At 35.2% G+C, this 26710-nt stretch carries 24 protein-coding genes; 8 read left to right on the top strand and 16 right to left on the bottom strand.

What is annotated here, in order from left to right:
* Window positions 1–81 precede the first annotated feature (81 nt).
* The gene (locus tag MKY81_RS19730; protein ID WP_108069910.1) at window positions 82–1053 is read left to right on the top strand and encodes an ABC transporter substrate-binding protein; all 972 of its coding nucleotides are present in this window, start codon (window positions 82–84) and stop codon (window positions 1051–1053) included.
* A 37-nt stretch (window positions 1054–1090) separates the two neighbouring features.
* Here the strand turns inward: MKY81_RS19730 and tatC are convergent, their stop codons facing one another.
* From tatC to MKY81_RS19750, 4 genes are read right to left on the bottom strand one after another with little or no spacing between them, the layout of a single operon-like run.
* Window positions 1091–1834, bottom strand: a complete 744-nt coding sequence (tatC, locus tag MKY81_RS19735; RefSeq protein ID WP_235993089.1) for a twin-arginine translocase subunit TatC — start codon at window positions 1832–1834, stop codon at window positions 1091–1093.
* 36 nt (window positions 1835–1870) lie between these two features.
* A complete protein-coding gene (gene tatA / locus MKY81_RS19740; RefSeq protein ID WP_325947507.1) occupies window positions 1871–2068 on the bottom strand; it encodes a twin-arginine translocase TatA/TatE family subunit in 198 nt (65 codons plus the stop codon).
* A 16-nt stretch (window positions 2069–2084) separates the two neighbouring features.
* Entirely contained in the window at window positions 2085–3800 is a 1716-nt protein-coding gene (locus tag MKY81_RS19745) for a GMC family oxidoreductase (RefSeq protein WP_325947509.1), read from the bottom strand.
* A gap of 16 nt (window positions 3801–3816) precedes the next feature.
* Window positions 3817–4572, bottom strand: a complete 756-nt coding sequence (locus MKY81_RS19750; protein ID WP_107921286.1) for a gluconate 2-dehydrogenase subunit 3 family protein — start codon at window positions 4570–4572, stop codon at window positions 3817–3819.
* 188 nt (window positions 4573–4760) lie between these two features.
* Here MKY81_RS19750 and MKY81_RS19755 point away from each other — a divergent pair, with 188 nt between their 5' ends.
* From MKY81_RS19755 to MKY81_RS19770, 4 genes are all read left to right on the top strand, one after another.
* Window positions 4761–5447, top strand: coding sequence for a hypothetical protein (locus tag MKY81_RS19755; protein ID WP_328007333.1), 687 nt, complete (start codon window positions 4761–4763; stop codon window positions 5445–5447).
* Between the two features lie 133 nt (window positions 5448–5580).
* Window positions 5581–7101 (top strand): spore germination protein, encoded by a 1521-nt coding sequence (locus MKY81_RS19760; RefSeq protein WP_341118599.1) that lies wholly within the window; start codon window positions 5581–5583, stop codon window positions 7099–7101.
* Between the two features lie 68 nt (window positions 7102–7169).
* On the top strand, window positions 7170–8258 hold the full coding sequence (locus tag MKY81_RS19765; protein ID WP_341118600.1) for a GerAB/ArcD/ProY family transporter: 1089 nt from the start codon (window positions 7170–7172) through the stop codon (window positions 8256–8258).
* Entirely contained in the window at window positions 8225–9313 is a 1089-nt protein-coding gene (locus MKY81_RS19770) for a Ger(x)C family spore germination protein (protein ID WP_108069927.1), read from the top strand. The genes MKY81_RS19765 and MKY81_RS19770 overlap by 34 nt, the downstream gene beginning before the upstream one ends.
* Before the next feature lie 47 nt (window positions 9314–9360).
* On the opposite strand, the gene MKY81_RS19775 is transcribed toward MKY81_RS19770, so the two are convergent.
* Complete coding sequence (locus MKY81_RS19775) at window positions 9361–10533, bottom strand: FtsW/RodA/SpoVE family cell cycle protein (protein ID WP_108069929.1); 1173 nt, start codon at window positions 10531–10533, stop codon at window positions 9361–9363.
* Window positions 10534–10757: 224 nt separating this feature from the next.
* Here MKY81_RS19775 and MKY81_RS19780 point away from each other — a divergent pair, with 224 nt between their 5' ends.
* Window positions 10758–11078 carry a thioredoxin family protein gene (locus tag MKY81_RS19780; RefSeq protein ID WP_108069931.1) on the top strand — a complete coding sequence of 107 codons (321 nt, stop codon included), beginning with the start codon at window positions 10758–10760 and terminating at the stop codon, window positions 11076–11078.
* A 65-nt stretch (window positions 11079–11143) separates the two neighbouring features.
* On the opposite strand, the gene MKY81_RS19785 is transcribed toward MKY81_RS19780, so the two are convergent.
* The 3 genes from MKY81_RS19785 to MKY81_RS19795 form a co-directional block, all read right to left on the bottom strand.
* Entirely contained in the window at window positions 11144–11281 is a 138-nt protein-coding gene (locus MKY81_RS19785) for a YjcZ family sporulation protein (RefSeq protein WP_235598286.1), read from the bottom strand.
* Between the two features lie 185 nt (window positions 11282–11466).
* The gene (locus tag MKY81_RS19790) at window positions 11467–11952 is read right to left on the bottom strand and encodes a spore coat protein (protein WP_373454624.1); all 486 of its coding nucleotides are present in this window, start codon (window positions 11950–11952) and stop codon (window positions 11467–11469) included.
* An 85-nt stretch (window positions 11953–12037) separates the two neighbouring features.
* Window positions 12038–13465: a phospholipase D family protein gene (locus MKY81_RS19795; RefSeq protein ID WP_108069933.1), complete on the bottom strand. Its 1428-nt coding sequence runs from the start codon at window positions 13463–13465 to the stop codon at window positions 12038–12040.
* Window positions 13466–13610: 145 nt separating this feature from the next.
* Between MKY81_RS19795 and MKY81_RS19800 the strand changes: the two genes are divergently transcribed.
* Window positions 13611–13757 carry a lmo0937 family membrane protein gene (locus MKY81_RS19800; RefSeq protein WP_107920058.1) on the top strand — a complete coding sequence of 49 codons (147 nt, stop codon included), beginning with the start codon at window positions 13611–13613 and terminating at the stop codon, window positions 13755–13757.
* 68 nt (window positions 13758–13825) lie between these two features.
* Here MKY81_RS19800 and MKY81_RS19805 read toward each other — a convergent pair whose 3' ends face one another.
* Window positions 13826–14773 (bottom strand): magnesium transporter CorA family protein, encoded by a 948-nt coding sequence (locus MKY81_RS19805; RefSeq protein WP_066229291.1) that lies wholly within the window; start codon window positions 14771–14773, stop codon window positions 13826–13828.
* A 598-nt stretch (window positions 14774–15371) separates the two neighbouring features.
* Window positions 15372–17675, bottom strand: a complete 2304-nt coding sequence (gene helD / locus MKY81_RS19810; protein WP_341118603.1) for an RNA polymerase recycling motor HelD — start codon at window positions 17673–17675, stop codon at window positions 15372–15374.
* A 332-nt stretch (window positions 17676–18007) separates the two neighbouring features.
* Here helD and speD point away from each other — a divergent pair, with 332 nt between their 5' ends.
* The gene (speD, locus tag MKY81_RS19815) at window positions 18008–18826 is read left to right on the top strand and encodes an adenosylmethionine decarboxylase (protein WP_108069936.1); all 819 of its coding nucleotides are present in this window, start codon (window positions 18008–18010) and stop codon (window positions 18824–18826) included.
* A 38-nt stretch (window positions 18827–18864) separates the two neighbouring features.
* On the opposite strand, the gene MKY81_RS19820 is transcribed toward speD, so the two are convergent.
* The 6 genes from MKY81_RS19820 to MKY81_RS19845 all read right to left on the bottom strand — a co-directional run bounded on the left by MKY81_RS19820 (window position 18865) and on the right by MKY81_RS19845 (window position 26530).
* Window positions 18865–20526, bottom strand: coding sequence for a glycoside hydrolase family 13 protein (locus MKY81_RS19820; protein ID WP_341118604.1), 1662 nt, complete (start codon window positions 20524–20526; stop codon window positions 18865–18867).
* Window positions 20527–20578: 52 nt separating this feature from the next.
* A complete protein-coding gene (locus MKY81_RS19825) occupies window positions 20579–22264 on the bottom strand; it encodes a glycoside hydrolase family 13 protein (protein WP_327991729.1) in 1686 nt (561 codons plus the stop codon).
* A gap of 16 nt (window positions 22265–22280) precedes the next feature.
* Window positions 22281–23318, bottom strand: coding sequence for a LacI family DNA-binding transcriptional regulator (locus MKY81_RS19830; protein ID WP_108069941.1), 1038 nt, complete (start codon window positions 23316–23318; stop codon window positions 22281–22283).
* 68 nt (window positions 23319–23386) lie between these two features.
* Complete coding sequence (locus MKY81_RS19835; protein ID WP_108069943.1) at window positions 23387–24208, bottom strand: carbohydrate ABC transporter permease; 822 nt, start codon at window positions 24206–24208, stop codon at window positions 23387–23389.
* Window positions 24208–25068 (bottom strand): carbohydrate ABC transporter permease, encoded by an 861-nt coding sequence (locus tag MKY81_RS19840; protein WP_066229312.1) that lies wholly within the window; start codon window positions 25066–25068, stop codon window positions 24208–24210. The genes MKY81_RS19835 and MKY81_RS19840 overlap by 1 nt, the downstream gene beginning before the upstream one ends.
* A gap of 163 nt (window positions 25069–25231) precedes the next feature.
* Window positions 25232–26530, bottom strand: coding sequence for an ABC transporter substrate-binding protein (locus MKY81_RS19845; RefSeq protein ID WP_341118605.1), 1299 nt, complete (start codon window positions 26528–26530; stop codon window positions 25232–25234).
* Between the last annotated feature and the right edge of the window lie 180 nt (window positions 26531–26710).

Here is a 26710-nt window from a genome sequence, read left to right on the forward strand (position 1 = left end):
TTGACAACTTTCTAACATCTGATAAGATTAGTATGTAATTGATAACGATTATCATTCATATAAACTGTGGAGGTACATACGATGAAAAAAATGCGTTTTTTTGTTTCGCTAGTAGCGATAATGGCCCTATTCGCCCTTGCTGCGTGCGGCAATAAAAATGAAGCTAGCAAAGAAACAAATAAGGATACAGAAAAAAATAGCGGATCCAGTTATACAGTGGAACATGCAATGGGAAAAACACCGATAAAAGGAACACCAAAACGTGTGGTTATTTTAACAAACGAAGGAACTGAAGCTCTTTTAGCGATGGGGGTAACGCCTGTTGGTGCGGTTCAATCATGGACAGGTGATCCATGGTATAAACATATCAGCGATCAAATGAAAGATGTTGAATTCGTGGGTACAGAAAGTGAAGTAAATGTAGAGGCAATTGCAAAACTACATCCAGATCTTATTATTGGAAATAAAATGCGCCAAGAAAAAATCTATAATCAACTAAGTGCAATCGCTCCAACTGTATTTGCCGAAACGTTGCGCGGCGATTGGAAAGAAAACTTTGAACTTTATGCAAAAGCATTAAATAAAGAAGAAAAAGGAAAAGAAGTTATTCAGCAATATGATCAACGAATTGCTGACTTAAAAGAAAAATTAGGCGATAAATTAAAAATGAAAGTTTCAATGGTTCGTTTTATGCCTGGTGATGTCCGTATTTATCATAAGGATACATTCTCCGGTGTTATTTTGGATGAGTTAGGATTTGCCCGTCCTGGCGACCAAAACAAAAATGACTTTGCCGAAAGAAACCTAACGAAAGAACGCATTCCGGCAATGGATGGGGATATACTTTTCTACTTCACATATGAGCCCGCAGGTGATGGTGAAGTTGCTGCTGTTGAAAAAGAATGGATCAATGATCCGCTATTTAAAAACTTAAAAGTTGCTAAAGCTGGAAATGTTCATAAAGTAAACGATGATATATGGAATACGGCCGGTGGCGTTCTTGCTGCTAATCTCATGTTAGATGATATTGAGAAAATCTTTCTTGGAAAATAAATATTACATGACAAAACCCGCAAATATGCGGGTTTTGTCATGTGATTGCAGGTTCAACTCGTTTCTGCCTCTTTTTAAATGAAACAACGGATAATAGTATCCCAAGTTCATATAGAGCCATTAATGGAGTCAGCACTAATATTTGACTTATAAAGTCCGGTGGTGTGATCAGTGCTGAAATGACTGCAAGCAAGATATACGCATATTTTCGAACTTGTTTTAATTTTACCGGAGTTAACATGCCAACAGATGTTAAAAAGACCATCACAATCGGCAATTCAAAAAGAAATCCTAAAGACAATGTTGATGTTAGTAAAAAAAGAAAGTATTCTCTTGCAGTAATTAGAACATCAAACGATTTTTCTCCAAGATTCATGAGAAACTTAAATAATACAGGGAAAACGATAAAGTAGCCGAAGGCAATACCCGTCAAAAAACTGGCCGTGATAGCTGGCACATAAGTGAGTGTCACTTTACTTTCTGTCGGGGTTAAGCCAGGCTTTACAAATCTCCAAATTTGGTATCCGAGGAATGGAGTTGTTAGGCCCAATGCTAATGCACCTGAAACACCCGTGTAAAAGCGAATCACATCTAATGGCCCCATCAGTACAATCTTGTAGCCATTAGCTAATAAAGGAAGAACTTTAGGCATAAAAACAAGAAAGGTCACAAACATAATAGCAAAGAAAAAAGCAGACCAAAGCAAAATCCTTCTTAGTTCCGTAAAATGGTCCAAAGCCGTTTCCTCTTTTTCCACTTCAATTGGGAGATCCTCTGACAATACAATCATCTCCTTCTTCTAAATTTAGTAGGAAACTCATCCTTTAGGATGAGTTTCCTTTGTTGTTTTTTCCTCTGTTACCTCATCACTCATAATTGAATTCGCTGTCCGTTTAAATTCTGATAATGTTTTCCCAAAGGCTGATCCGATTTCTGGCAGCTTCTTTGGTCCAAATATAATTAATGTAATGACCAAAATAATGATTAGACCCGGAATACCAATATTTGATAACATCTCAACACTTCCCTTCTTAAACTAATGATCCACCTTTTTTGTGGTATTTTAAGATTCCTTCTGCCGCTCTGTAAGATAATGCACCAACTGTTCCAGTTGGGTTATAGCCGGAGTTATGAGCGAAAGCAGAGGCACCGACAACAAATAAATTTTCCATATCCCACATTTGTAAATAATTATTTACTGCAGATGTATTAGGGTCAGCCCCCATAATGACACCTCCGGTATTATGTGTAGATTGGTAGGTTGTTATTTCATATGGACCTAACTCCTTTAATACATCAACATGGTTAGCCCCCATTTCCTTTAATATATCCCCACATTTTCCCGCTAAAAATTTGGCTAGATTTTGATCCTGCTCTTCAAAGTCAAAAGTGATTCGAATTAACGGATCTCCATATACGTCCTTATAGGTTGGGTCTAGATCGAGAAAATGATGTTGAAAAGGCATGGAAGAACCTTGTGAACCTACTGATAAATATCTATTCGCATATTTTATCGATGTTTTTTTGAAATCCTTTCCCCATGTTGGTGTGCCTGATGGAACAGCATTGTTTTGAATAGGACGCATGCCAGACTGATTATATTGGATCATTCCACCGTGAATAAAGTCCAAATTTGAATGATCAAAATTGTCTCCATTATAATCATCTAAAGTTACACCTAAAGCACCCGCTCCTGCAAAGGTATTAAATTCTTTATCATCAAAAAATCCAACTGCTCCACCCTTTGCTACCTGATAGGCATAGTTTTTGCCAATTACTCCTGTTCCATTACTCGGATTATATGGTCTCCCAACATTTGACATTAACAATAATCTTACATTATTAAATACAAAACCTGTCAAGACTACTATATCTGCTGGTTGTTCAATGTCTTCTCCAGTGGTGACATCAGTATACATGACTCCTGTCGCTTTATTTCCACTATGCAAAATTCTTCTAACATTGGAATGGGTTCTTATTTCAAATTTCCCTGTTTTTTTCGCCACTGGAATAACTGTTACAACTGGATCTGCTTTGGCTCCATACTCACAACCAAATCGTTCACAATATCCACAATATTGGCAAGCCGCTCTTGAAATACCGTCAGGATTTGTATATGATTCCGACAAGTTTGCCGAAGGAACCACGTAAGGATGAAGCTTTAATTTCTTTGCCGCATTTTCAAAATCCTTCATTTGCGGAGATTTTTTCATTGGTGCTGTTGGGTATTTAGCTGAACGTTTTCCACCTAAAGGATTCTCTTCGCCAGAAATACCTGCTATTTTTTCAAAACGATCATAGTAAGGTTCAAGTTCATCATATGTAATGCCCCAATCCTGAATTGTCATACCTTTTGGTATTTTGTTTTTTCCATACTTTTCAATTGTTTTACTACGGATTTCAAAATCATATGGTAGAAATCGAAACGTTTGTCCATTCCAATGTACTCCAGCTCCTCCTAAGCCATCACCTAGTAAAAAGGATCCATATTGTCTCATGGGAAGGGCTCTCGTTCTTTCATTCCCTCTAAATGTAATCGTTTCTTTTGATAGATCTTGCATTAACTCATATCTTAAGGCATACCTTAATTCATCATGAACCATATAGTAATCTTCCGTTTTTCTTTCTTTTCCTCTTTCCAAACCAACGACATTTAATCCCTTTTTAGTAAGCTCAGATGCAATAATCCCACCTGACCAACCAACACCTATAATCACAACATCTACTTTTGGCAATTTTTTCACCATACTAATCACCTCTTTTTTAATGCGCCAAATGGTCTCGCAGACTTTGTGGTGCTATTTTTTTGTAACCTTTTTCGATGATCTCGGAATAAGCCATTTGGTTGCCAGGATAATTCTTCATTTTCCAACCGGCCATATTCATATTTCCACCATATAATGGGTCACTATATACCCCTTCTAACGTGCTACTTCTTAGAATATTAAAAAACCCACTCGGTGAAATCGTTGTTATATTCACCTTATCTCCTTCAAAATCTTTAAGGATTGCATCTTGTTCATCCCCAGAAAGATCAGTAAATTTTTTCTTATATTTAGCCATACTGTGGTTTTGCATTTCTTGTAATGCGATATCAAATATTTCTCTACGTTTTAATCTACCTTGATACCCCTGGACTTTTTCACCTTTATAAAACGGGCCTTGCATATAATCTCTTGAATTAAATCCCCAATCGCCTGCGAGCTGGTGATCGATAAAAAAGGCAACTCCTAAAGCTTTTGCTCCCGGTCCATTCTCATCCTCAGGAAATATCCTTTCCGTCGCTGCTTGAACAATATTAAATTGCTCTTGAGTAAAGTACATTAGGGCTTGGTTAAAATTTTCTGCCTTTGTTGGAGAAATTTTATTATTATTGATTTCTTTCGTTTTGTTACCAAATGGTAATAGGCTTCCTACTGCTCCTCCTACTACAACACCTCCAACAACATAACCAGTGTTTCGAATAAACTTACGTCGGGATTGTGATTCTGGAATCTCCTTTTTTGTTTCATCAACCATCTGGTCCACCTCCTGAATTCATCCATGATAAAAATTTATTTAATAGTCGAAAAAGATTTTTAATGACTATCATGGTTTTTTTTAATATGTTCCAAAAATATTTAAATATACACAAAACTACTACTCATAAATAATTAAAATTTGGGAACCTTATTTTTGAAATAATTTCTATTTAGGAGGGAAACAGAGTGAAAAAAACGCGAAGCAAATGGTTGGTTCCTTTTGTCGGAGTACTTCTTGTCTTAGCAGCTTGTACTAGTCAACAAGGTGCTAACGATAGACAACAAGGAAAAAGGAATACTCAACACCCTATGAATGTATCGACGCATAACGACCGGGATATGAATGTCATTCCAAGTACGGATCGTTCAAAAAAGTTAACAACCAATCAACATGGAGAGATTACAAGTGGTCCCGGATCCAATGTCTATAGCTTAATAGGAAGTTCGAGTTTACATGACGGAGGTATTTCTTCTCATTTAGAATCTCGTTTAGCTGGTGAAGGAATTCCAGGTATTAAAGTTTTTGTTCTTGATGACACTGTTATCTTAGCAAGAGCGAAACAGGAAAATACATCTATTCACTATGATGATATGCAAAATCGAGTATTAAGTGGAACAAAAGGGTCATCCGGAAAAATTGAAAATAATAACGGGAAAGAGATAGACAATAATGTAGATGATAATTTAGAACATGCCAAAAGAATCATGAACGATGCATTTGATGGTCATGTTCAAATATTAACTGTTACAAATGCGAATGCCCCTAAATTAATTGAAAGAATAAAGTCAAATTTAAAAGGAAAATCACCATCATATAATCAATTAACAACTGATATAAATACACTTATTAAAATGACGAAGGAAAAAAGCTGATTAATGACTATCAGCTTTTTTCTTTTATTAATATATTTATTGCACCAATTTACATATTCACCCGATATTTGGTAACAATACGTCACGTAGGTACATCCCATCAAATCAATTTCCTACAAATCGGGGGATTATTATGGATTTCTTTAAAAAAAGGAATGCGTTAAGACAGCAAAGGAAAAAAGAAAAAGAGCGACAAAAAAAAGAAGCTCAGCAAAAAGAAGCGCCAAAACCTAAATCACAAGATGTAAAAGAAGCAAAATATATAAATAGTCGAACCGGAATGGAGTTTTCCTTAACTTTTGTCTCGACAGTAATAGATGAAGAAATCATTCAAAAGGATATATTGCCAGATTTACTAGAAGGCGATTTTGCAACGATCGGAGACATTTCAAAACTCCTTCCTGTTGCCGATGTAGAAATAACAACAGACATGTCAAAAGTAAATCAAAAAATATATAACGGCTATGTTTTATTACAAATCGAAACAGACGAAGGTAAATATGCGTTTATTTCTGCGCAAAAAGAAATTACAAGAGCTTTAAGTGCGCCTGAAATCGAATTTAGTGTAATTGGTCCGAAAGAGGCATTTGTTGAAGCGATTGATCAAAATTTAAACTTAATTAGAAAGCGTCTTCCAATACCGGAATTAATTATTGAGGAACTAACAGTAGGAAAATTATCAAAAACAAAAGTTGCCATTCTTTATATTGACCAAATTGTTGACATGACAAATGTTCAAACAATTAAACAGAGAATTGATGTACTAGATTTTGATATGATCAGCGATAGCTCATTCATAGAACAGCTTTTAGCGGATAATCATTCATCACCCTTTCCGCAATTTTTGGATACAGAACGACCCGACCGTGCTGCAAGCGTATTAGGTCAAGGTAAAGTTGTGTTAATCGTCGACGGGTCTCCCCATGCATTAATTGGTCCAACGACGTTTGTGGAATTTTTTGTATCCTTTGAGGATTATTATTTAAACTGGATTATCGCCACTTTTTTCAGATTACTACGTGTTTTTTCAGTAACCTTTTCGATTTTAGTAACCCCCTTATATGTGGCAGCGTTGACCTATCATTATCAAATGGTGCCAAGGGCTGTAATGGCAACCCTTATTAGTTCCAGACAAGGGGTTCCGTTGCCGCCAATACTAGAAGCGTTAGTTCTGGAAATTACAATCGAGCTTTTACGGGAAGCAGCTGCAAGACTACCTACGAAAATTGGCCAAACAATCGGTATCGTGGGCGGGATCGTTATTGGAACTGCCTCCGTTGAAGCTGGTCTTACAAGTAATGTTTTATTAATCTTTGTTGCATTAGCTGCACTGGCTTCCTTTACGACGCCTGTTTATAAAATTGGTAATACGATTCGTTTCATTCGTTTTCCATTTTTAATTTTTGCACAGATGTGGGGATTACTCGGAATCGTCTTTTGTTTTTGCATATTATTAACACACTTAATTCGATTAACTTCTTTAGGAAGGCCCTATTTCGAACCGCTTTATCCACCAAGGATAAAGGATATTAAAGATACGATTATTCGTTTAGGCTTTAATAAAAATGCGAAACGTCCTCAATTTTTACGAACACAAGACACTGTTCGTTTTCCACCAAAGGACGCGAAACGAAAATTAGATATCGATGAATAAATAATTATTACTTATTTATTTTTCCCAACAAGCACACCACCAAAAAGACTACTTTCGGAGGTTTAACTATGCAGCCTGTACCTGAAAACCGAAAAATTTCTCCCTCTCTCGTCTTTTTCGCTATTTCCTCCGTACAAATAGGTGTAGGTGCGTTAGGTTTTCAAAGAATTATTGCAAAAACAGCCGGATATGACGCTTGGATTTCCGTCATAATCGCAGGTCTAGCGACAAATATGATTATGTGGATTATGTATAAGATCGTAGAACTAGGAAAAGAGGACCTAGGGGAAAATCATCGATATGTGTTCGGAAAATGGATAGGGGGAATATTTAATACGTTTTTCATTTTGTATTTTACTTCTTTCATTATTATCGTCCTTCGTACTTATATCGAAATTGTTCAAGTTTGGATGTTTGCTGATCTGAATGTCTTTATGTTTGCATTATTTTTTCTCGTGCTTTGTATCTATGTTGTTAAAGGGGGCTTTCGAACTGTAGTTGGTATTGCTTTTTTTGGTGTTGTACTCCCTTCGTATTTAATTATTTTATTTGGGTTTACGATTCCATATGCTGATTTTCACCACTTTTTGCCAATATTCGATCATTCATTAAAAGACTTAATTATCGCCTCAAAACAAATGTCACTTACATATATGGGATATGAATCGTTCCTTATTTATTATCCCTTTATCAAAGACAAGCAAAAGTCAAAAAAATGGGCACATGCTGCATTGTTAGGAACAACTGCCCTCTATCTTTATACGACTCTCATTTCTTTTGGGTATTATAGTGAGGGACAACTTCAAAAAGACGTTTGGGCAACATTAACAACGTGGAAAATTGTTTATCTTCCCGTTGTAGAACGCTTCGAATATGTTGGAATTGCCAATTGGTGTTTAATCATTTTACCAAATGCTTGTCTCGCTTTATGGTGTGCCACTCGATTGCTTAAACAAACGTACCGGCTCCCCCAAAGAATTGGTGTTTATCTTGTGGGAGCTATTGCTGTATGCATTATTCCAATTTTTGATACACGCCAAGAAATAGATTTATTAAATTCTCTATTAGGTAATTTTGGATTCATTGTTAATTTTATTTACCTCCCATTATTGCTAATCCTTATATGGATGGTGAAGAAGGTGAAGAAGAAAATATGAAAAAATATTTATTCATTCTATTGGTTTTTCCACTACTAACCAGCTGTGTTGAGCACCAAGTAATTGACAAGTTGAACATCGAAACCGCACAAGGCTATGATTTAGCGGAAAATAATCACTTAAGAGGAACTCTTCTTTTTGTGAAATATTTGCCAGACAAAACGGTGCAAAATCGAACATTATCGGCCACCGCAAAAACGAGTCAAGATGTGCTTACTAATTTAGAAAGACGATCAAGTGATCCGCTTGTAACCGGCGGGGTCGGGGTCGTTTTATTCGGCGAGGAATTAGCTAAACATGGATTTGTCAAACTTGTTGATTCATTACAACGTGATCCTAATATTGGTTCACGACTATTTGTAGCGATTGCAGAGGGAAAAGCAGAGGATATGTTGAATGGGAATTATGGTTTTGAAGGGAATAGTGAGTATATTCACGATTTACTTACACATAATATGAAAAATCGCGATATTCCAAAGGTAAATCTCCATTTATTTGCCTCTTTTTACGCCGAAAAGGGACGGGATGCTTATTTACCTGTTCTCGAAAAAGTGAATGATACAGATTTAAATATATCCGGAATGGCGATTTTTAAAAGAAATAGAATAGTAAAAAAAGTAGATGAGAAAAATCTATTTCATTTTAAATTATTAGTTGATAAGCATAGTGAAGGAACAAAAACAGTAAAAATTGGGAAATATAATGCTGTCGTACGCAGTATTCATTCTAAAAATAAAATAAAGATAAAGAAAAACCCACTTGAAGCGATTGTATATATAAAAGTAAATGCGATCGTACGAGAATACTCCGGCAAAAAAGTGACAACTAAAGTTGTAAAAACGTTAGAAAAGCAAATGGAAGAGGATATTAAAAAGGAATGTCTCCATATGTTAAAAGATTTCCAAAGACATGGCATTGATCCTGTTGGATTCGGAATTCGTGTTAAAAATAATACAAGAAACTTTAATTTCAATAAATGGGAAGATGAATATAAAACAATGAAAATAAAGATCAAGCCAAAGGTTACCATTTTGGAAAGCGGAACCGTACAATAGTCTAAAAAAAGCTTCCGGAGAAACAATAGTTTTCTCCGGAAGCTTTTTTACTTTTCTGTACCAAACATATATTTTTTATAATGATAGCGTATGGAAAAGATGAGACCAATAGCAAGCATATTTCCCATTAACGAACTTCCCCCATAACTAATAAATGGTAAAGGAATACCCGTTATTGGCAGTAGTCCAATCGTCATTCCGATATTTTCAAACACATGGAAAGTAATCATTGCGATCACCCCAGCACAAATATAGGAATAAAAGTTATTTTTAGTTTCTAAACTAGCTTTAGTAATATGGTAAATCAACATAAAAAATAAGCTGACAACAACACTTGCACCGATAAATCCAAAATTTTCACCAATCATACTAAATATAAAATCGGTCTGTCTCTCAGGTATATCTACTTCACTAATGTTAAATCCTTTGCCGAGTGTTTGTCCAGAACCTATGGCAAGTAGCGAATTGATTAATTGATATCCTGAATCACTTTTATATTTATACGGGTCAAGCCATGAATAAATACGATTAAATTGATAAGGTTTAACATGTAAATATTTTTCTAAAACTTGGGGCATCCAAATAACGAAATAAAGGATTATACCGGCTACTAAACCACCACCACCAAAAATCGGTAGCAGTAATTTCCAAGTAATCCCTGATACAAAGATGATTCCTAATAAAATCGAAACAACTACTAAAGCTGTTCCTAAATCAGGCTGTTGCATAATTAAGGCCAGTGGCAGTCCGGCAACTAAGCCTAGTTTAATTAACAACCAAAAATCCGTCTTGACTGTCTTAATAAGAAATTTATCATGATGATCAACAATCGTTCGTGCTAATGCGATTATAACGAAAACTTTCACGACTTCCGAAGGCTGAAAGGTTCCCATAAACGGCACGGTAAACCAACTTTTTTGCCCCTTTGTTACATGGGCAATACTTTCAGGAGCAATAATTAAAAATCCTAACAAAACAATTCCGAATGCGTAAAGATACCATGATAACTTTTTTAGTTGATCAGAATCAAAATGGATGGACACAGCAATAATACAAACGCCAACTACATACCAGATGACCTGTTTTACTAAGTAATTTTCATTTAATTGTCCAGCTTTTTGTGCACCGTAGATAGAGATTAAACTAACTAAGCACATTAGCATAAGTGTCAACACAAGGCCATAATCTATTTTTGAAGTTTTTCCTTTTTGCGAAGTCATACTATCCTCGTCTCCTAAGTAAATCTAAAAAAGTCATTAAAAACACATACTACCATTATACTGAATCATGTCAATGGGACAAAGAAACAATTTGTTCCAAGAATACTATTGTATATTATAATCTGCTTCCAGCCAACTAACATAAGCTAAATCATTGTATGAAATCGCAACTATCTATACAATACTAATAGTACAAAAAACATGGTCATATGGAGGTAATATTTATGGAAGAGATTAAGACTCTTGAAGATTTTGAAGCAGCTATATCAGGCTCTAATCCAGTCATCGTTAAGTTTTATGCTGGATGGTGTCCAGATTGTACACGACTAAATATGTTCATTGACGACATTATCAATGATTATGGACAATATAAATGGTATGAAATTAATCGAGATAACTTCCCTGAGCTAGCTGAAAAATATAATGTTATGGGAATCCCAAGTTTATTAATTTATCAAAACGGAGAAAAAACTCATCATCTTCATAGTGCTAATGCGAAAAGCCCTGAGCAGGTGAGAGAATTTCTAGATAGTGCCGGCTACTAAAGAGCAAAAGGGGTTGTCTGAAAAGCAAAGCATCAGACAACCCCCTTTTTTACTCCATCATTTCATTACATACAAACAGCTGCACCTACAATAATAAGCAGGATAAATAGGACTACGATTAACGCAAAATTAAATGGTGGTCGTGCAACAGGCTGGACCACATGATGTCGACACCACGGAGCTCCTCCAAAACCAAAACCCATCTTTATCTCCTCCTTTCCATTTTCGTTGAATAGAAATTTTTTTCCTAACAACGTCACTACCATCATATGTACATACACTTTTGTTGGAAAGGCATAAGTCTAAGAGAGATTGGAAGTATTTAAAATACCACTTTATTCGGAGAAATATTTCAAAAAACCCATCGAATTAGATGGGCCCGGATTAATTAATATTTCATGGATAACGCTTTTTGGACATTATTTGTATCATGTTCCAATAATGTGTGTAGATCGTATGCAGGATACAATCCTTTTCTATGCATATATTCAAATACCCTCGTATGCCACTTAATACTATTATTTAAATGTTTAGTAAAAATTGCTTTTAATTCAGGTGTAGCTGTTTCTGTAATTGCTGCGGCATATGTTTTAACTGATGTTTTCGCAGCACCTAATAAATTCCCGGCAAAGAATCCGGTTTCATCTTGACGTATTAGGTCCATTCTAGGTGAAGGAGCTTTTTTCACAAATGGAACAAGTTCTTTTAAGTTTTTTTCAATCGAACGAATGGATGATACGTACAAATCATTAAGTTCCGGATCTGTCACTTTTTTCACTGACTTTTTTAAATGCATTAAACAGTTTGCCTGTAAGGCCATTAATTCATGCAATTCAAGTGTTTCATGCCAAGCTAATTGTCTTGCCATCAGTATTCCCCTCCTATTTCAAATCGCTTATAGTTTATTCATAATAGGCGAAAGTGGAAGGTTATCCTTGGGAAAATGGGCTTAACGCTAGTCAATACGTTGTCAAATGCAATAATTTTTGCAAACGATACACACCATTTTGTAAAAAAATAAGTTTGCCTTGAAACTTAGATAACTCCAATGTATATTTGGCATCCCGATTTGTCCAAATTCGCTGAAAATAGCGGTCAACTTTACCAACTAATTTTGCTTCAATCGGTGCTGTTATCTTCACATCTGTCTCAAGATTATAATCGGCCAAGTTTCGTAAAGTGAGATTGGTGGAGCCACTAAAGATTTGGGCGTGCTTTCGTTTCTTTATATATATTAGCTTTGCATGATACTGTTCTTTACCCGTGTTATACCATCGAATATGAATCTTTCCTTTAGATTTCTTGTTTAGTTCCCTGGCAACAGGTCGATTCGGAAGGCCCGATTTTTTATTTCCAAAGGCATTTTCATTTGGATCCAAAATTAATTTAATATTTACTCCTCTATCAGCGGCTTTGAGCAAGGAATGGATTATTTTTCGATCCGCAATATAGAACATTCCCATCCATAATTCATCCCCTGGGTTTGTTTGATTGATAGCTTTTAAAATATGCTCAAATACTTTTCCCTCTGTTAATAGTTGGACTTCATATTCTCCTTTTTTTCCATCCTTTGATGAATAGGTCGGTAGCTTTGGTCCGTTTGAAAGTTCGACTGCTGCTTGTTCGGATAGTAGTAAATCTTGAATTATCGGTCCTTTGATTTCAATTGCATGATTAGAAAAATATGCACTAGCATCATGGGGATTGCCTGATAAAATAAATGCGGATTTTTCTGTCGCAAATGTTTTTCGATGATTGGCCTTAATATTTAATAATTCCAAGTACGATCGGATGGTCATATGCGGTGCGGTATCTGCCATCGCATTAGGTATCCACCCCTTCCCTGATTGACCAAATGGGCGAATGAACATTCTCCAAACAGCGGAGTATAGAGGAGTTGAGTCTCGTAAAGGATCTAAATTCGTCATCACTACCTCTATCCCATTTCGTTTCATTTCTTCTAGTTCCTTTGATTTATGTGATCCATAGTATGTATTGATATCATCGGTAATTACGATGATTCGCATATTTGGTTTTTCTCTTTTCTTACGAATGAGTCTTTGCGCCATGCTTTCGCTTAAAGGTGGGAAATTCAAATCATGATCATAGTAGCTATTAAAAAGGAAAAAATCGCAAACAATAAATTGCTGAGCTTGCTCAATGACTTCAAAGATTCGAGGGAAGATTTCTTGCTCTATTTGCAGATGCCCCTCTTTTTGGTAGGTTAAATCAGTTAAAAAGGAAATATCATCTTCTGAAACATGATGTATTTGCCCTTCATAGGAAATTCCTTTCGGAAGAGGTTTATATACGTGATAAAGAATGGTGCTAACGTAAACAAGAAAAAATAGGAATAAAAGAAAAAAAAGAACTTTCTTCTTTGTCACCGGTAGCCCTCCTCACCTCGGTCATTACCTTAGTTTTCCCGAAAATGAAACGGTTATAACATGTCCCCTAGTAGGGTTATTGGTTTACTATTAAACAAGATGGGTATTCTAACAGTAATAAAAAAACATGAAAGGTGAGCTACATATGCTTTGGACAATAATTGGAATTCTTATCGTGCTATGGATTTTAGGATTAATCGGACATGTTGCCGGTGGGCTCATTCATATACTTCTAGTTATAGCTGTTATTATTTTAATCATCAAGCTAGTTACGCGCTCCGGAAAATCATAATAAAGAAAAAGAAGGTAATTGAAGAACAGAAAAACAAGGCTGATCATCATGATCAGCCTTGTTTTATTTCAAAAATATTTCTTTTTCCAAAAAATGAATGCAGTTAAACTTGCTAAAAAGATGGCAAAAATAATTGCTGTTAAAAACGCATGTGGATATTCTTCTAAATGAAATGGTAAATGGACATTCATACCTAAAAAACTAGCAACCATTGTTGGAAAAGATAGAATAATTGTAATCGAGGTTAAAAATTTCATGACTACGTTCAAATTATTTGAAATGATGGAAGCGAAAGCATTCATCATACTGCTTAAAATTGAACTGTACGTTGCCGCCATTTCAATCGCCTGTGTATTCTCGATAATTACATCTTCTAATAAGTCCTTATCTTCTTCATACATTTTTATATAATTAATACGGAGAATTTTATCGAGCACCATTTTATTTGATTTCAATGATGTTGTAAAATAAACTAAACTTTTTTCTAATGCAAGTAAGGAATACAATTCCTTGTTTTTCATCGATGTTTGATGTAATTCCCGTTCAACATCGTCGGTTTTTTTGTTGATTTGCTTTAAATAGCGTAAATAATAGGATGAAATAACAAATAGGATTTGTAAGGCAAATCGTGTTTTTTTATACGTATAAAAGCCTTTAATTTTATTATTTTTAAAATCCATCAGTACTTGGGCATCTTTAAGTGAAATCGTGATGATACACTCGTTTGTTAAAATAATTCCAAGTGGCAAAGTTTCATAGACGGAATATCCTGATTCGTCTTTCAAAATATACGGGTAATCAATGATAATAAAGACATCTCCTTCTTCTTTTTCAATCCGAGATCGTTCTTCATCATCTAGTGCATCCCTAATGAAATCGACTGGTACATAAGCATGATTTGCCACGTATTGAATTTCTTCTTCATTTGGTGAAACTAAGTTAATCCAGCATCCTTTTGTGATTTCAGATACTGCTTCTAGCTTGTTCATTTCATTTGTTTTGTAGATTTCTAACATCATCTAACCTCCTCTTGGTGACGAGGAAGTCATCTTACCTTCAACAAGAATGTTGATATATTGACTTCCTCATATTCTATTGGCTCAGGACCATTTGGGTTATCCAAATATATCAACTCCCTTTATCAAAAGCGTAAGCGCCTTGATCAGCCCCGACAAGCAAATGTTCTTCAGCAATAAAAGTCCGCACTTTGACTTTTATTGCTGAAGGTTATTTGACCTCGAGGGGCTAGGCGCTGTAGCTAGACGAAAAAGTAATTTTTGTACCTTCTAATCTTAAACTCAAATGGCTGAAAGAACAATCCATTCGTGAAACATTTTATTTTTCTGAATTCTTTTCATATATAATGCTAAAATTAGTTACTTTGTGCTAGACATGGACGTAGATTTCCGCTGCAGGGTGCTCGCTTTCCGCGGGCGGTTCGGGAGCCTCCTCGCTCGTACCTCGCTGTGGGGTCTCCCGTTTACCGTTTTTCCCGCAGGAGTCTCGCACCCTTCCGCTCCAATCTACTTTGTGTAAGGACTAAGATTGTACTTTAACATGGATTAAAAAGTAAAAAACTCAAGCATACGCGTGTGTATGCTTGAGTTGATATTCTTATTTATATAATTTTTTAGGAACCCTATCGAAAAGGTGTGATGGTTGGTATAGGCTGGTGATGATGAGGTGGTGCATGGCTCTTGTGCAAATTGTGTAGAGCAAGGTACGTTCTGATTCGTCGTTGTATTTATCGTCTGATGCATTTAAGACGATCACACTGTCGAATTCCAATCCTTTTGCTAAGTAGGATGGAAGAATGATCGGGCCTTCTGCTAATTCTTGATTTTTCAAGCCGATTAATGAGATGTCTATTTTGTCCTTTAACTGATGATATGCTTGCTCACAATCTTGCATCGTCTTACCGATAATGGCAATAGAGCTTGATTGCAACGCTAATCTTTCAACTTGCCTAGCAATTTGATCCATAAGGTCTTCAAATGTACCCTCAATTACAATAGTTGGGAGTTCACCTTCCCTCTCAAATAGCTCAATTGCCTCCCCATCCGGTAAAATCGCTTTAGTGAAGGCAGTAATCGCAGCTGTTGATCGATAGCTTTTCGTCAAACGAATAATTTCAGCTTTTTCCTCACCAAATATTTTCATCGAAGTTTGTATCGGTGAATCACTTCCGTTATTGAAAATCGATTGATTGATGTCACCAAGCATCGTGAATTTACTATACGGAAACATAAATTTCATATAGGCAAGTTGTGCAGGTGTGTAATCTTGAATCTCGTCGATAAATACATATTTCATTGAAGTTTCACTTTTTCTTCCGACAATTAAATCGTATAAATACATGTAAGGAACAGTATCTTCCATTTGAATATTTTTTTCATTTAGTGATTTGATCGTACTTCTTTGAATTTCCGCCCAATCATTTGCATGGATATCATAATTTTTAAGAGTAAGTAATTCCGGAACCTTTTTTAAAAAATCTACATACTGAGCTTTGCGGTGAAAAAAACGATTCCTTTTTATTCCCGCCCGTATTTTTTTGAAATAATTATTTACAATTTGTTTAGCTAAAAACTCCTTCTCTTGATCGAAAGAATTGAAGTCATCTTTTCCTTTTTGAGAATGCTGAAATGCCTTTAAATAATCTTCCCTATCTAATAACTCCATTTCCTCTTCTACCCACTGTTTCTTTTCTTCCTCCCTAGCGATTTCTTTCAATCTTGTTAATAATTCCTTCTGAATAAGCGGGAAACGGTTTGGTAGGGAATAGGAACGATCATAAGAATAAAAGAGATTGGAAATTTCCTCCTTTGATATGAGTATCTTCCCACGGAAGCTGATGTCTTTAAAAAACAAACCAGAAGTAGCTAAATTGTCCACATAATCAGTGATCGCATGAACAAAGGACAAATCATTCTTTAATCGAATCGCCTTAGTTCTATAGTGATTATCTGCCACGTTTAAACTTGTTTCAAATTGTTCGAATAAGCTTTCAACTGTTAGGTCTGGAATTCTCGATTGTGCAAATTCTAAAAACGTTGTTTGTTCCATATTATTTTCGCCAAGCTCTGGAAGTACCTTTGAAATATATTGATTAAACAAACGGTTAGGTGAAAAAAGGATAATTTGATCTGAATGAAGCGAATCACGAAAACGATATAGGAGATAGGCGATTCTTTGCAATGCCGCGGACGTTTTTCCACTTCCTGCTGCACCTTGGACAAATAATAAGCGGCTTTTAATATCACGGATTATTTTATTTTGCTCTTTTTGAATGGTCGCAACGATGTTTTTCATATGCGTATCCGCTCTATTTCCGAGCACTTCTTGAAGCATTTCATCGCCAATCGTTACCCCGGTATCAAATAATGACTCGATCTGTCCATCTTTTATGATAAATTGTCTCTTTAATAACATTTCACCTTGACGAGTACCTTCAGGAGTTTCATAAGTAACAGGTCCTGGGCTACCATCATAATAAATACTTGATATCGGTGCCCGCCAATCATATACGAGATAATCATCACCATCAAGAAAAGATGCTATGCCAATATAAATATTTTCTTTTTCTTCACCTTGTTCTTTGAAATCCACACGTGCAAAATAAGGTGAGTATTCAAGCTTATTAAGAATAGAAATATTTTCTTCTACATGTTGATAACTTCGTTCACGTTCTGATAGTAGTTCTGCCTGTTGCTTTATACTTGTAAAGGTTTCAATAACATCATCCGGTTCGTCAAGGTTAACTGTGACATCTTCCCAAAAGTTCTGCTTAATCTCATCCGCTTCCTCTTTCACAGTTTTCACTTGGGATACTAAAGATTTCTTCTTATCTTTCACCTTTCTAACTGTGTCATCTACCCTTTGTTGTTCTTGTAACCATTCGTTGTCTTGAATTGTCATAAGAAACCTCCTGAAAAAAAATCTAAAATAGTTGACATCGCTCTTTATTTGTGTTAATGTTAATATAGATAATTATACTTATTCTACAAATACAAATCGATCAATTTTCATTATAGCACTTTCTATGCTTGGTAGCCACCACTTTCTCCTTTTATTCGAAATACTCCAGTCTTTATGCCCACCTCATCTTTATATAACTGTTATCCTTACCCCTTGTTAACCGAAATCCTTTTATTATTTCATTTATTTATCCTACTTTATAAGTATCATCTAAAAATTGCGTGGAATAATAAAAATAGGGTAAACAAATGGAAGAAGGGGGCGAATTCTATATGAAACTTACACCTGAACAGCGGATTGAACTACATGGTTTCAATAATCTTACGAAATCCTTAAGCTTTAACATGTATGATATTTGCTTTACAAAAACGAAGGAAGAACGAGAAACATATATTGAGTATATCGATGAACAATATAACGCGGACAGATTAACGACGATTTTAAATGATGTATCAGATATCATCGGTGCCCATGTATTAAACACAGCAAAACAAGATTTTATCCCCCAAGGAGCAAGTGTAACCTTACTAGTTTCTGAAGGACCTGTTGTCGAAGTTCCTACTGAATCATATAGTGAGTCTCCCGGGCCACTTCCAGGATCAGTTGTATTACAATTAGATAAAAGCCATATTACTGTACATACGTACCCAGAATATCACCCAGATGAAGGAATTAGTACGTTTCGTGCGGATATTGATGTATCCACCTGTGGAGAAATTTCTCCGCTTAAAGCTCTCAATCACCTTATACATTCCTTTGATACAGATATAATGACTATAGATTACCGCGTAAGAGGATTTACTAGAAACAAAAAAGGACAGAAATTATTTATTGATCATGACATAAGCTCTATCCAAAATTACATTCCAGACAGCATCAAAAAAAATTACGATATGATAGATGTGAACGTTTATCCGGAGCATATTTTTCACACAAAATGTAAGATCAAAAAATTCGATTTAAATAATTATCTATTCGGGTATACAAAGGATGAACTTGCTGAAGGAGAAGAAGAGAAAATAACCGAAAGATTGAAAAAGGAAATGGATGAAATATTTTATGGCAGGAATATTTCGGAAAGTGAAAAGTAAACAATGGACTTTCCAATTATGGAAAGTCCATTGTTTTGTTAGATCCAATAAACCCTTGCTTCATATGGTTTTAATAAACATTGATTTGTTATTTCATGTTTCTCTACTTCATAGTTATTTAAAATCAAATTGTCATATTTTAATGAGATATTATCGTGAACATATTTTACAGACTGATCTGATAAATTAGTCAATACGAGCACTCTTTTATTACTTAATGTCCTTGTATAAGCAAAAATCTGCGGATCGTTGTCTAATATTAAATCATAAGTACCATACGTAAAAATTTTATTTTCTTTCTTTAAAGCAATCATTTTTTTATAAAAATGATAGACAGAATGCGGATCCTTTTGTTGTTTTTCTACATTTATTTCACGATAATTTGGATTTACTCCCATCCATGGTGTACCTGTTGTAAACCCGGCATGGATATCATCCGACCATTGCATCGGCGTCCTGGAATTATCTCGACTAGATGCCCAAATGACTTCCATGATTTTCTCATGGGGGATACCCGCTTCGGATCGAATTTTATACAAATTCTTCGTGGCGACATCATCATATTCATCAATCGTTGCATAGTTTACATTTGTCATACCAATTTCCTGTCCTTGATAAATAAATGGTGTGCCTTGCATTAGAAAGTACATGGCACCTAAAGCTGTCGCACTTTCATACCAATACTTTCCGTCGTTCCCCCATGTTGAGACGACACGTGCCTTATCATGGTTTTCAATAAACAATGCATTCCAGCCATTGTTTTCAAGCCCCTTTTGCCATCTGCTTAAAACCTTTTTTAACTCTACAATATCAATATCTGTTTTACTTTCAGCATCCCATAAACCAAGGTGTTCAAATTGGAAGACCATATTAAATTTCCCATTGTCTTCCCCTACCCATCCATCGGCTTCATCTATCCCAACACCATTCGCTTCTCCGACGGTCATAATATCATATTTGGAAAAGGTTTCTCTTTTTAATTCTTCTAATAACGGTTGAATCCCCTTAACATTCATATGTTTATCAAAGGATGGAACATACTGTAGTCCTTTTGGATTAGGCATATCTTGAATACCTTCTTCTTTTTTAATATGACTAATCGCATCCACCCGAAATCCGTCAATTCCCTTATCTAACCACCAATTAATCATCTCATAAAGTGCATTTCTCACGTCTTTATTTTCCCAATTTAAGTCGGGCTGTTTTGTAGAAAAAATATGGAGAAAATATTGGTCTGTCTTCTCATCATACTTCCAAGCAGAACCTCCGAAAATACTTTCCCAATTGTTCGGTTCTTTCCCGTTCTTCCCATCACGCCAAATATACCAATCACGCTTCGGGTTATTTCGTGAAGATCTTGATTCGATAAACCAAGGATGTTCGTCGCTTGTATGATTAATAACTAAATCGATGATTAATTTCATGTCACGTTTGTGGACTTCCTCTAACAATAAGTCAAAATCCGCCATGGTCCCAAACTCGTCCATGATGTCCTGATAATCACTAATATCATAGCCATTATCATCATTCGGTGATTTATACATTGGACAGATCCATATGACATCAATTCCTAATTCCTTCAAATAATCTAATTTTGAAATAATCCCGTTTAAGTCACCGATTCCATCGCCATTTGAGTCTTTGAAACTCCTTGGATATATCTGGTAGGCAATTGCTTCTTTCCACCATGTTTGCTTCATAACCATTTCCTCGCTTTTCTTTTTTCATCATAAGGTGTAAACCGAAGCATTTTTAAATGAATAATTTATATACTCTTGCTTCAAAAGGTAATAATGTAATTTTTTCTATTGAGTCAGCAGGATTCACTTCATAATTCGAGATTAGTAGCTCTTTATTACTAAACTGAATTTCCTTAGGAAGTTCAAAAAAACTATTTTCTTTAGAAAAGTTTAATATAATCAACAACTTTTCTTCACCTAATGTACGGGTATAGGCAAAGATTTCATTATGATCCGGTAAGATTAAATCATATGTACCGTACACGATGATGTCATGTTGTTTTCTTAGTTGAATAAGCTTTTTGTAATAGTGAAAAATCGAATCCTCATCCGTTAGCTGCTGCTTTGCATTAATTTCCTTATAGTTTGGATTTACTTTTATCCATGGTGTTCCAGATGTGAACCCTCCATGATTCTCGTCATTCCATTGCATAGGAGTTCTTGCATTATCTCTCCCCTTCACATAGATGGATTCCATAATCTGCTGATGATCACTATCGCTTTCACCTATTTTTTCTTTATACATATTCAAAATCTCGATATCTTTATAGTCATCAATGGAGTCAAAGCGAACATTCGTCATTCCAAGCTCTTCACCTTGATAAATATATGGCGTCCCTTGTAGAAAATGAAGAAAAGTTGCAAGCATTTTTGCCGATTCTTTCCAATACTCTTTATCATCACCAAATCTTGATACCATTCTTGGTTGATCATGATTGTTTAAATAAAGACTATTCCAGCCAACACCTTCTAAACCTTTTTGCCATTTAGTAAATGAGGCTTTAAAATCGTGGAAATTCAGATCTTTTAAATCCCATTTTCCTTTAGGTCCCGAATCTAAGTCGACATGTTCAAATTGAAACACCATATTTAACTCATTACGGTTTTCCCCCGTGTATTGTTTTGCCATCTCAACATCTACACCAGGCATTTCACCGACTGTCATTATGTCATATTTTGCAAGGACTTCCTGATTCATTTCCTGTAAATATTCATGAATTTTCGGTCCATTCATATAAAAATTAGCACCTGAGACATATTTCTTCCCTAGTATTTTTTCACCATTCGGTAATCCGGGTACTTTTGAAATAAAGTTGATAACGTCCATTCTAAATCCATCAATGCCTTTAGCTAGCCAAAATTTCATAGTTTCATATACTTCTTCACGAACTTTACGGTTTTCCCAATTTAAATCAGGTTGTTTTTTACTAAAAAGATGAAGGTAATATTCTTCTGTTTTTTCGTCATACTCCCACGCTGATCCACTAAAGACAGATTCCCAGTTATTCGGTTCTTGACCGTTTTTTCCCGGTCTCCAATAATAATAATCTCGATATGGATTGTCTTTAGAACTTCTTGCTTGTTTAAACCATTCATGTTCATCGGACGTATGATTAACAACTAAATCCATCATTAATTTCATTCCACGTTGATGCATTTCACTCAGTAATTCATCAAAATCAGCCATTGTTCCAAATTCATCCATAATTGCTCGATAATCACTAATATCATATCCATTGTCATCGTTAGGGGATTGATATACAGGAGAAAGCCAGATGACATCGATTCCTAATTCTTTTAAATAATCCAGTTTATTTGTTATCCCTTTTAGATCACCGATTCCATCGCCATTCGAGTCATTAAAGCTTCGCGGATAAATTTGATAAACGACACTTTCTTTCCACCAGCTTTTTTCCATTTGCTACCCACAACCTTTACTCGTTTTGTTCCTTTATAATTTTCGCACAAGTTTTTCTTTCAATCATTTTAGCCGGAATTGTGATTCGCTTAGGTAAAGTTTCTGGATGATTTATTTTATCCAATAAACAATTTGCGGCTTCTAATCCTAATTGAAAAATATTGATATCTACGGATGATAATGGCGGTCTCATATACTGACAAAGCATAATATTGTTAAAGCTTACAAGCGAAATATCTTCTGGTACACGTATCGATAAATCTTCTGCAATACTCATTAATTTAATCGCAAGGAAATCATCCGTTAACACAATGGCCGTCGGAAGTTCTTTGCTGAAAAAATATTCAATAATCGCTTCCTTTTCATTTTCCTTCAACCATTTCTCATGGATGACATAGTCCTCCTTGATGGGGATTCCGGCTTCCTCCATCGCTTGTTTATACCCTTCCATCCGATCAATTGTAAAAACATCTTCTGTATTTACACCAATAAATGCAATCTTTTTATGCCCTTTATCAATAAGGTATTTTGTCACTTGCTTAGTGGCATATATATTGTCATTATCAACATACGTAATCCGCTCTGCATTATGAAACGGTCTTCCAATAACAGTGAACGGAAAATCTTCATCAAGTAAATATTTCATGATTTTATCATCCGTTTTCGAATAGAGAAGGATAATTCCATCAACTCGACGCCCTTGAACCATTTGAATAACTTCTTCAAAAATTTCTTCTTGAGTAGCACCTGTGGACAAATAGATTCCAAAGCGATTTTCACGTGCTATTAAACTGATTCCCCTCAGTACTTCCGGGAAGAAAGGGTTTTCTAACACTTGCGTAGCTGAATTCGGCATAATGATTCCAATTGTTTTCGTACTTTTCACGACTAAACTTCTCGCTTGGAAATTCGGATGGTATCCTAATTCGTCCATTGCTTCACGTACCCGCCTTTTTGTTTCTTCACTTATCCGCGGATTATCGGCAATGACTCTTGACACCGTAGAAGGTGACACTTGAGCAACTCTTGCTACATCTTTTATTGTTACTGCCATTGTTTATATCCCCCGTTAATCAAATATAAGTACTTCTATTGTAAACGGTAAGCGTTTAATAATTACGATTATTTTACCGAACCTTCTGAAATTCCTTTAATTATTTGCTTTTGCAAGAAGAAATAAACAATAATAACTGGAATAATTGCAATTGTTAAACCAGCCAATGCTAAATGCCATTGTTTCGTATATTCTCCAAAGAAGAAGAACATTTTTAAAGGAATCGTTTCCATCCCTTCTTTATTAATAACGAGTGATGGCAATAAATAGTCATTCCAAATCCAAATAATATTTAAAATCGCAACAGTAACCGTAATTGGTTTTAACATCGGAAAGATAATATACCAAAATACTTGAAAGCGATTCGCACCATCAATTGTAGCTGCCTCATCAAGAGATTTTGAAATTCCCGATAATGTACCGTGATATAAAAAGATTGAAAGACTCGATCCAAAACCTAAATACATAATGATAATTCCAATTCGATTGAGCATTTCCATTTTTCCAAATATAGAAACAAGCGGAATCATAACGGATTGAAACGGAATGAGCATCGCAGCAACAAAAAGTAAAAAGATTAAACCGCTTATTTTGCTTTTTCTACGTGATAGTGCATACGCTGCCATTGATGAAAAAATAACAATAATTACGACAGCAACAACGCTTATTAAAATCGAATTAAATAAGGTTTTTAAAAAATCTAACTGGTTAAATGCCTCAATATAATTATCAAAGGTAAATTTTTCAGGAAGTTTCAATGTATCAGTGAAAATTTCCCGTTTTGTTTTAAAAGAGTTTACGATCATTAAGTAAAACGGTGAAAGCCATAGGAGAGCTAAAATGATTCCTATCGTACCAATGATAAATGACTTTTTCTTTTTCCTGCTCACTACATTTCGACCTCCCGTTTCTTATTGACATACACTTGTGTTAGTGAAATTGCGGCAACGATAATAAAGAAAATAACTGCCTTGGATTGTGCATATGCCATCGCATTTTCTGTAAATGCTGTTTTGTAAATTTCCATCGCCACCATTTGCGTGGAGTGAAATGGTCCTCCTCCAGTTAATGATAGGTTTTGATCATATAATTTAAATGAGTTTGATAACGTTAAAAATAAACTTACTGTAAATGCCGGTGCAACAAGCGGGAATGTAATATGCATAAAGCGTTGAAAACTATTTGCACCATCGATTTCTGCCGCCTCTAGTAATTCTTGCGGAACACTTTCAAGGTAGGAAATGTAGATAACCATAATATATCCGGCCATTTGCCAGCTCATTAGAATAGCCAATGCCCAAAAACCGGTTGTTGAAGTTGAAAGCCAGCCTTGCAAAGATTCAATCCCTAATAAATCACCTATACTAGAAAAAACTTTAAGAAATATGAATTGCCAAATGAAACCTAGGATTAGTCCGCCAATAAGATTCGGCATAAAGAAAATAGTTCTTAGTAGATTACTTGTTTTCATTTTTTGCGTAACAATAAGTGCTAGAGCAAGCCCAAAAAAGTTAATCAAGAATACAGAGACAACTGTAAATTTCACAGTAAACCATAAGGAATCCAAAAATTCCTGATCTTTAAATAAGTTGATATAATTTTCAAAACCGATAAACTGAGGGGTTTCTATCCCATTCCAGTTTGTAAATGAGTAATACACTCCATAAATTAATGGTAAAATAACAACGATTGTTAGCGCGATTAGTGTAGGAGCTAAAAACAACCAGTACCATAAATTCCTCTTCTTCATCATTATTCCTCCTAGCAGTATAGAAAAGCGAAAGCGCCTTTTATAAGTCACCTTAATGAGTGGCTAACCGTAAAGCCACTCATTAAGATGACTTAGATTTAAAATAAGATAGAAAACAAAGCAACTCATGCTGCCTTGTTTTCTATTTTTTTAGTAAGCTATATTATTTTCTTGAAGATTCCCAAGCTGTTTTTGAATCTTTCACTAATTCATCCCAGCTCATTTCTCCACTTAAATATTTTTGGATGTTAACACCTAATTTTTCTTGTCCCCATCCAGTAGGATAGCCCATGAATACCCAAGGAATTGTTTTTCCATCTTGTGCATATTGGTAAACTGCTTTAGCAAGTGGATCAGAAATCTTGCTTGCATCAAAACCATCATAAGCAGGGATGAATTTGAAATCATTAATAACCGCTTCTTTACCAGCATCAGAAGTATATAGCCAATCTAAAAATTTCTTCGCTTCTTCTACTTCTTTCTTATCTTTATTTTTATTTACTGCCCAGTACATTGGCACGCCAACCGGAATCGCATCTTCTTTAAATCCTTCTACAGGGATTGGTAAAAGTCCGATGCCATTGTCCGCTAAATCTTGGTCAATACCAGCAATTGAACTATATACCCAGTTTCCTTGTTGAATCATTGCTACCTTACCAGTAGAGAATAATTCTTCTACCTGTTGAGAATAGTCAAGACTTACTGTTGGTTGTACTGAATATTTGTTTTCTAAATCAAGTACATTTTTGAATGCATCACCATATTTGAAATCAACTTTTTTCGCATTAAATGTATCAATGACATTTCCATTAAATTCTGGTGATAAGAACGTATTAGATAAATGTAAGCCCGTTACCCAAGTTTCTTTTCCCGGTAAGGCAAATACACCTTTTAATCCTAATTCTTTTTTCTTGCTATCTAATGTTTTTACTGCATCTTGCAATTTAGCAAAAGTAGTAATATCTTTCGGATTGATTCCCGCTTTTTCAAAAACTTTTGTATTATAAATGAAGCCATAACCTTCTTGGTTATATGGAAGTCCTAACACTTCATTTCCTTTTTTCACACCATCAAGTGTTCCTTTTAATGCAACTGAAGCTGCTTTTGTATCAGAAAGGTCTGCTAATTTCGCTTCCCAATCCTTTACATCTTGTGGTCCACCAACATTATAGATAGTTGGCTCATTACCAGACGCAAACTTAGATTTCAATGCAGCACCATAGTCTTCTCCGCCACCAACTGAAGTAATATTAATCTTTACGCCTTTATGTTCATCTTCGTATTTTTTTGCAACCTCTTTAAATTGATCTTTAAATTCCACTTTAAATTGAAAAATATCAACCACTACATCACCTTTAGATGCACTTCCACCACTAGATTTACCGGAAGAACATCCAACTAATCCAACACTTACTAAAAGCAAAAGTGCAAGCATGACTGGAAATAGCTTTTTCATTTTCATCAATGATACCCCCATTATTTGTTTTGACACTTATTCATGAAATGTCGTCTACTTAGGAAACCGTTTGCATTAAATCCGTTAAATAATGCGTTCTTTTCTTAAGTAGAATCAAAGCTATTAATCTTATATTAAACCGCTTTCATCCTTTACAAAAAAAGAAACGCAACAAATAATAGTATT

This window comes from Heyndrickxia sp. FSL W8-0423, from assembly GCF_038009395.1.
In the GTDB taxonomy this organism is placed as follows: Bacteria; Bacillota; Bacilli; order Bacillales; family Bacillaceae_C; genus Heyndrickxia; species Heyndrickxia sporothermodurans.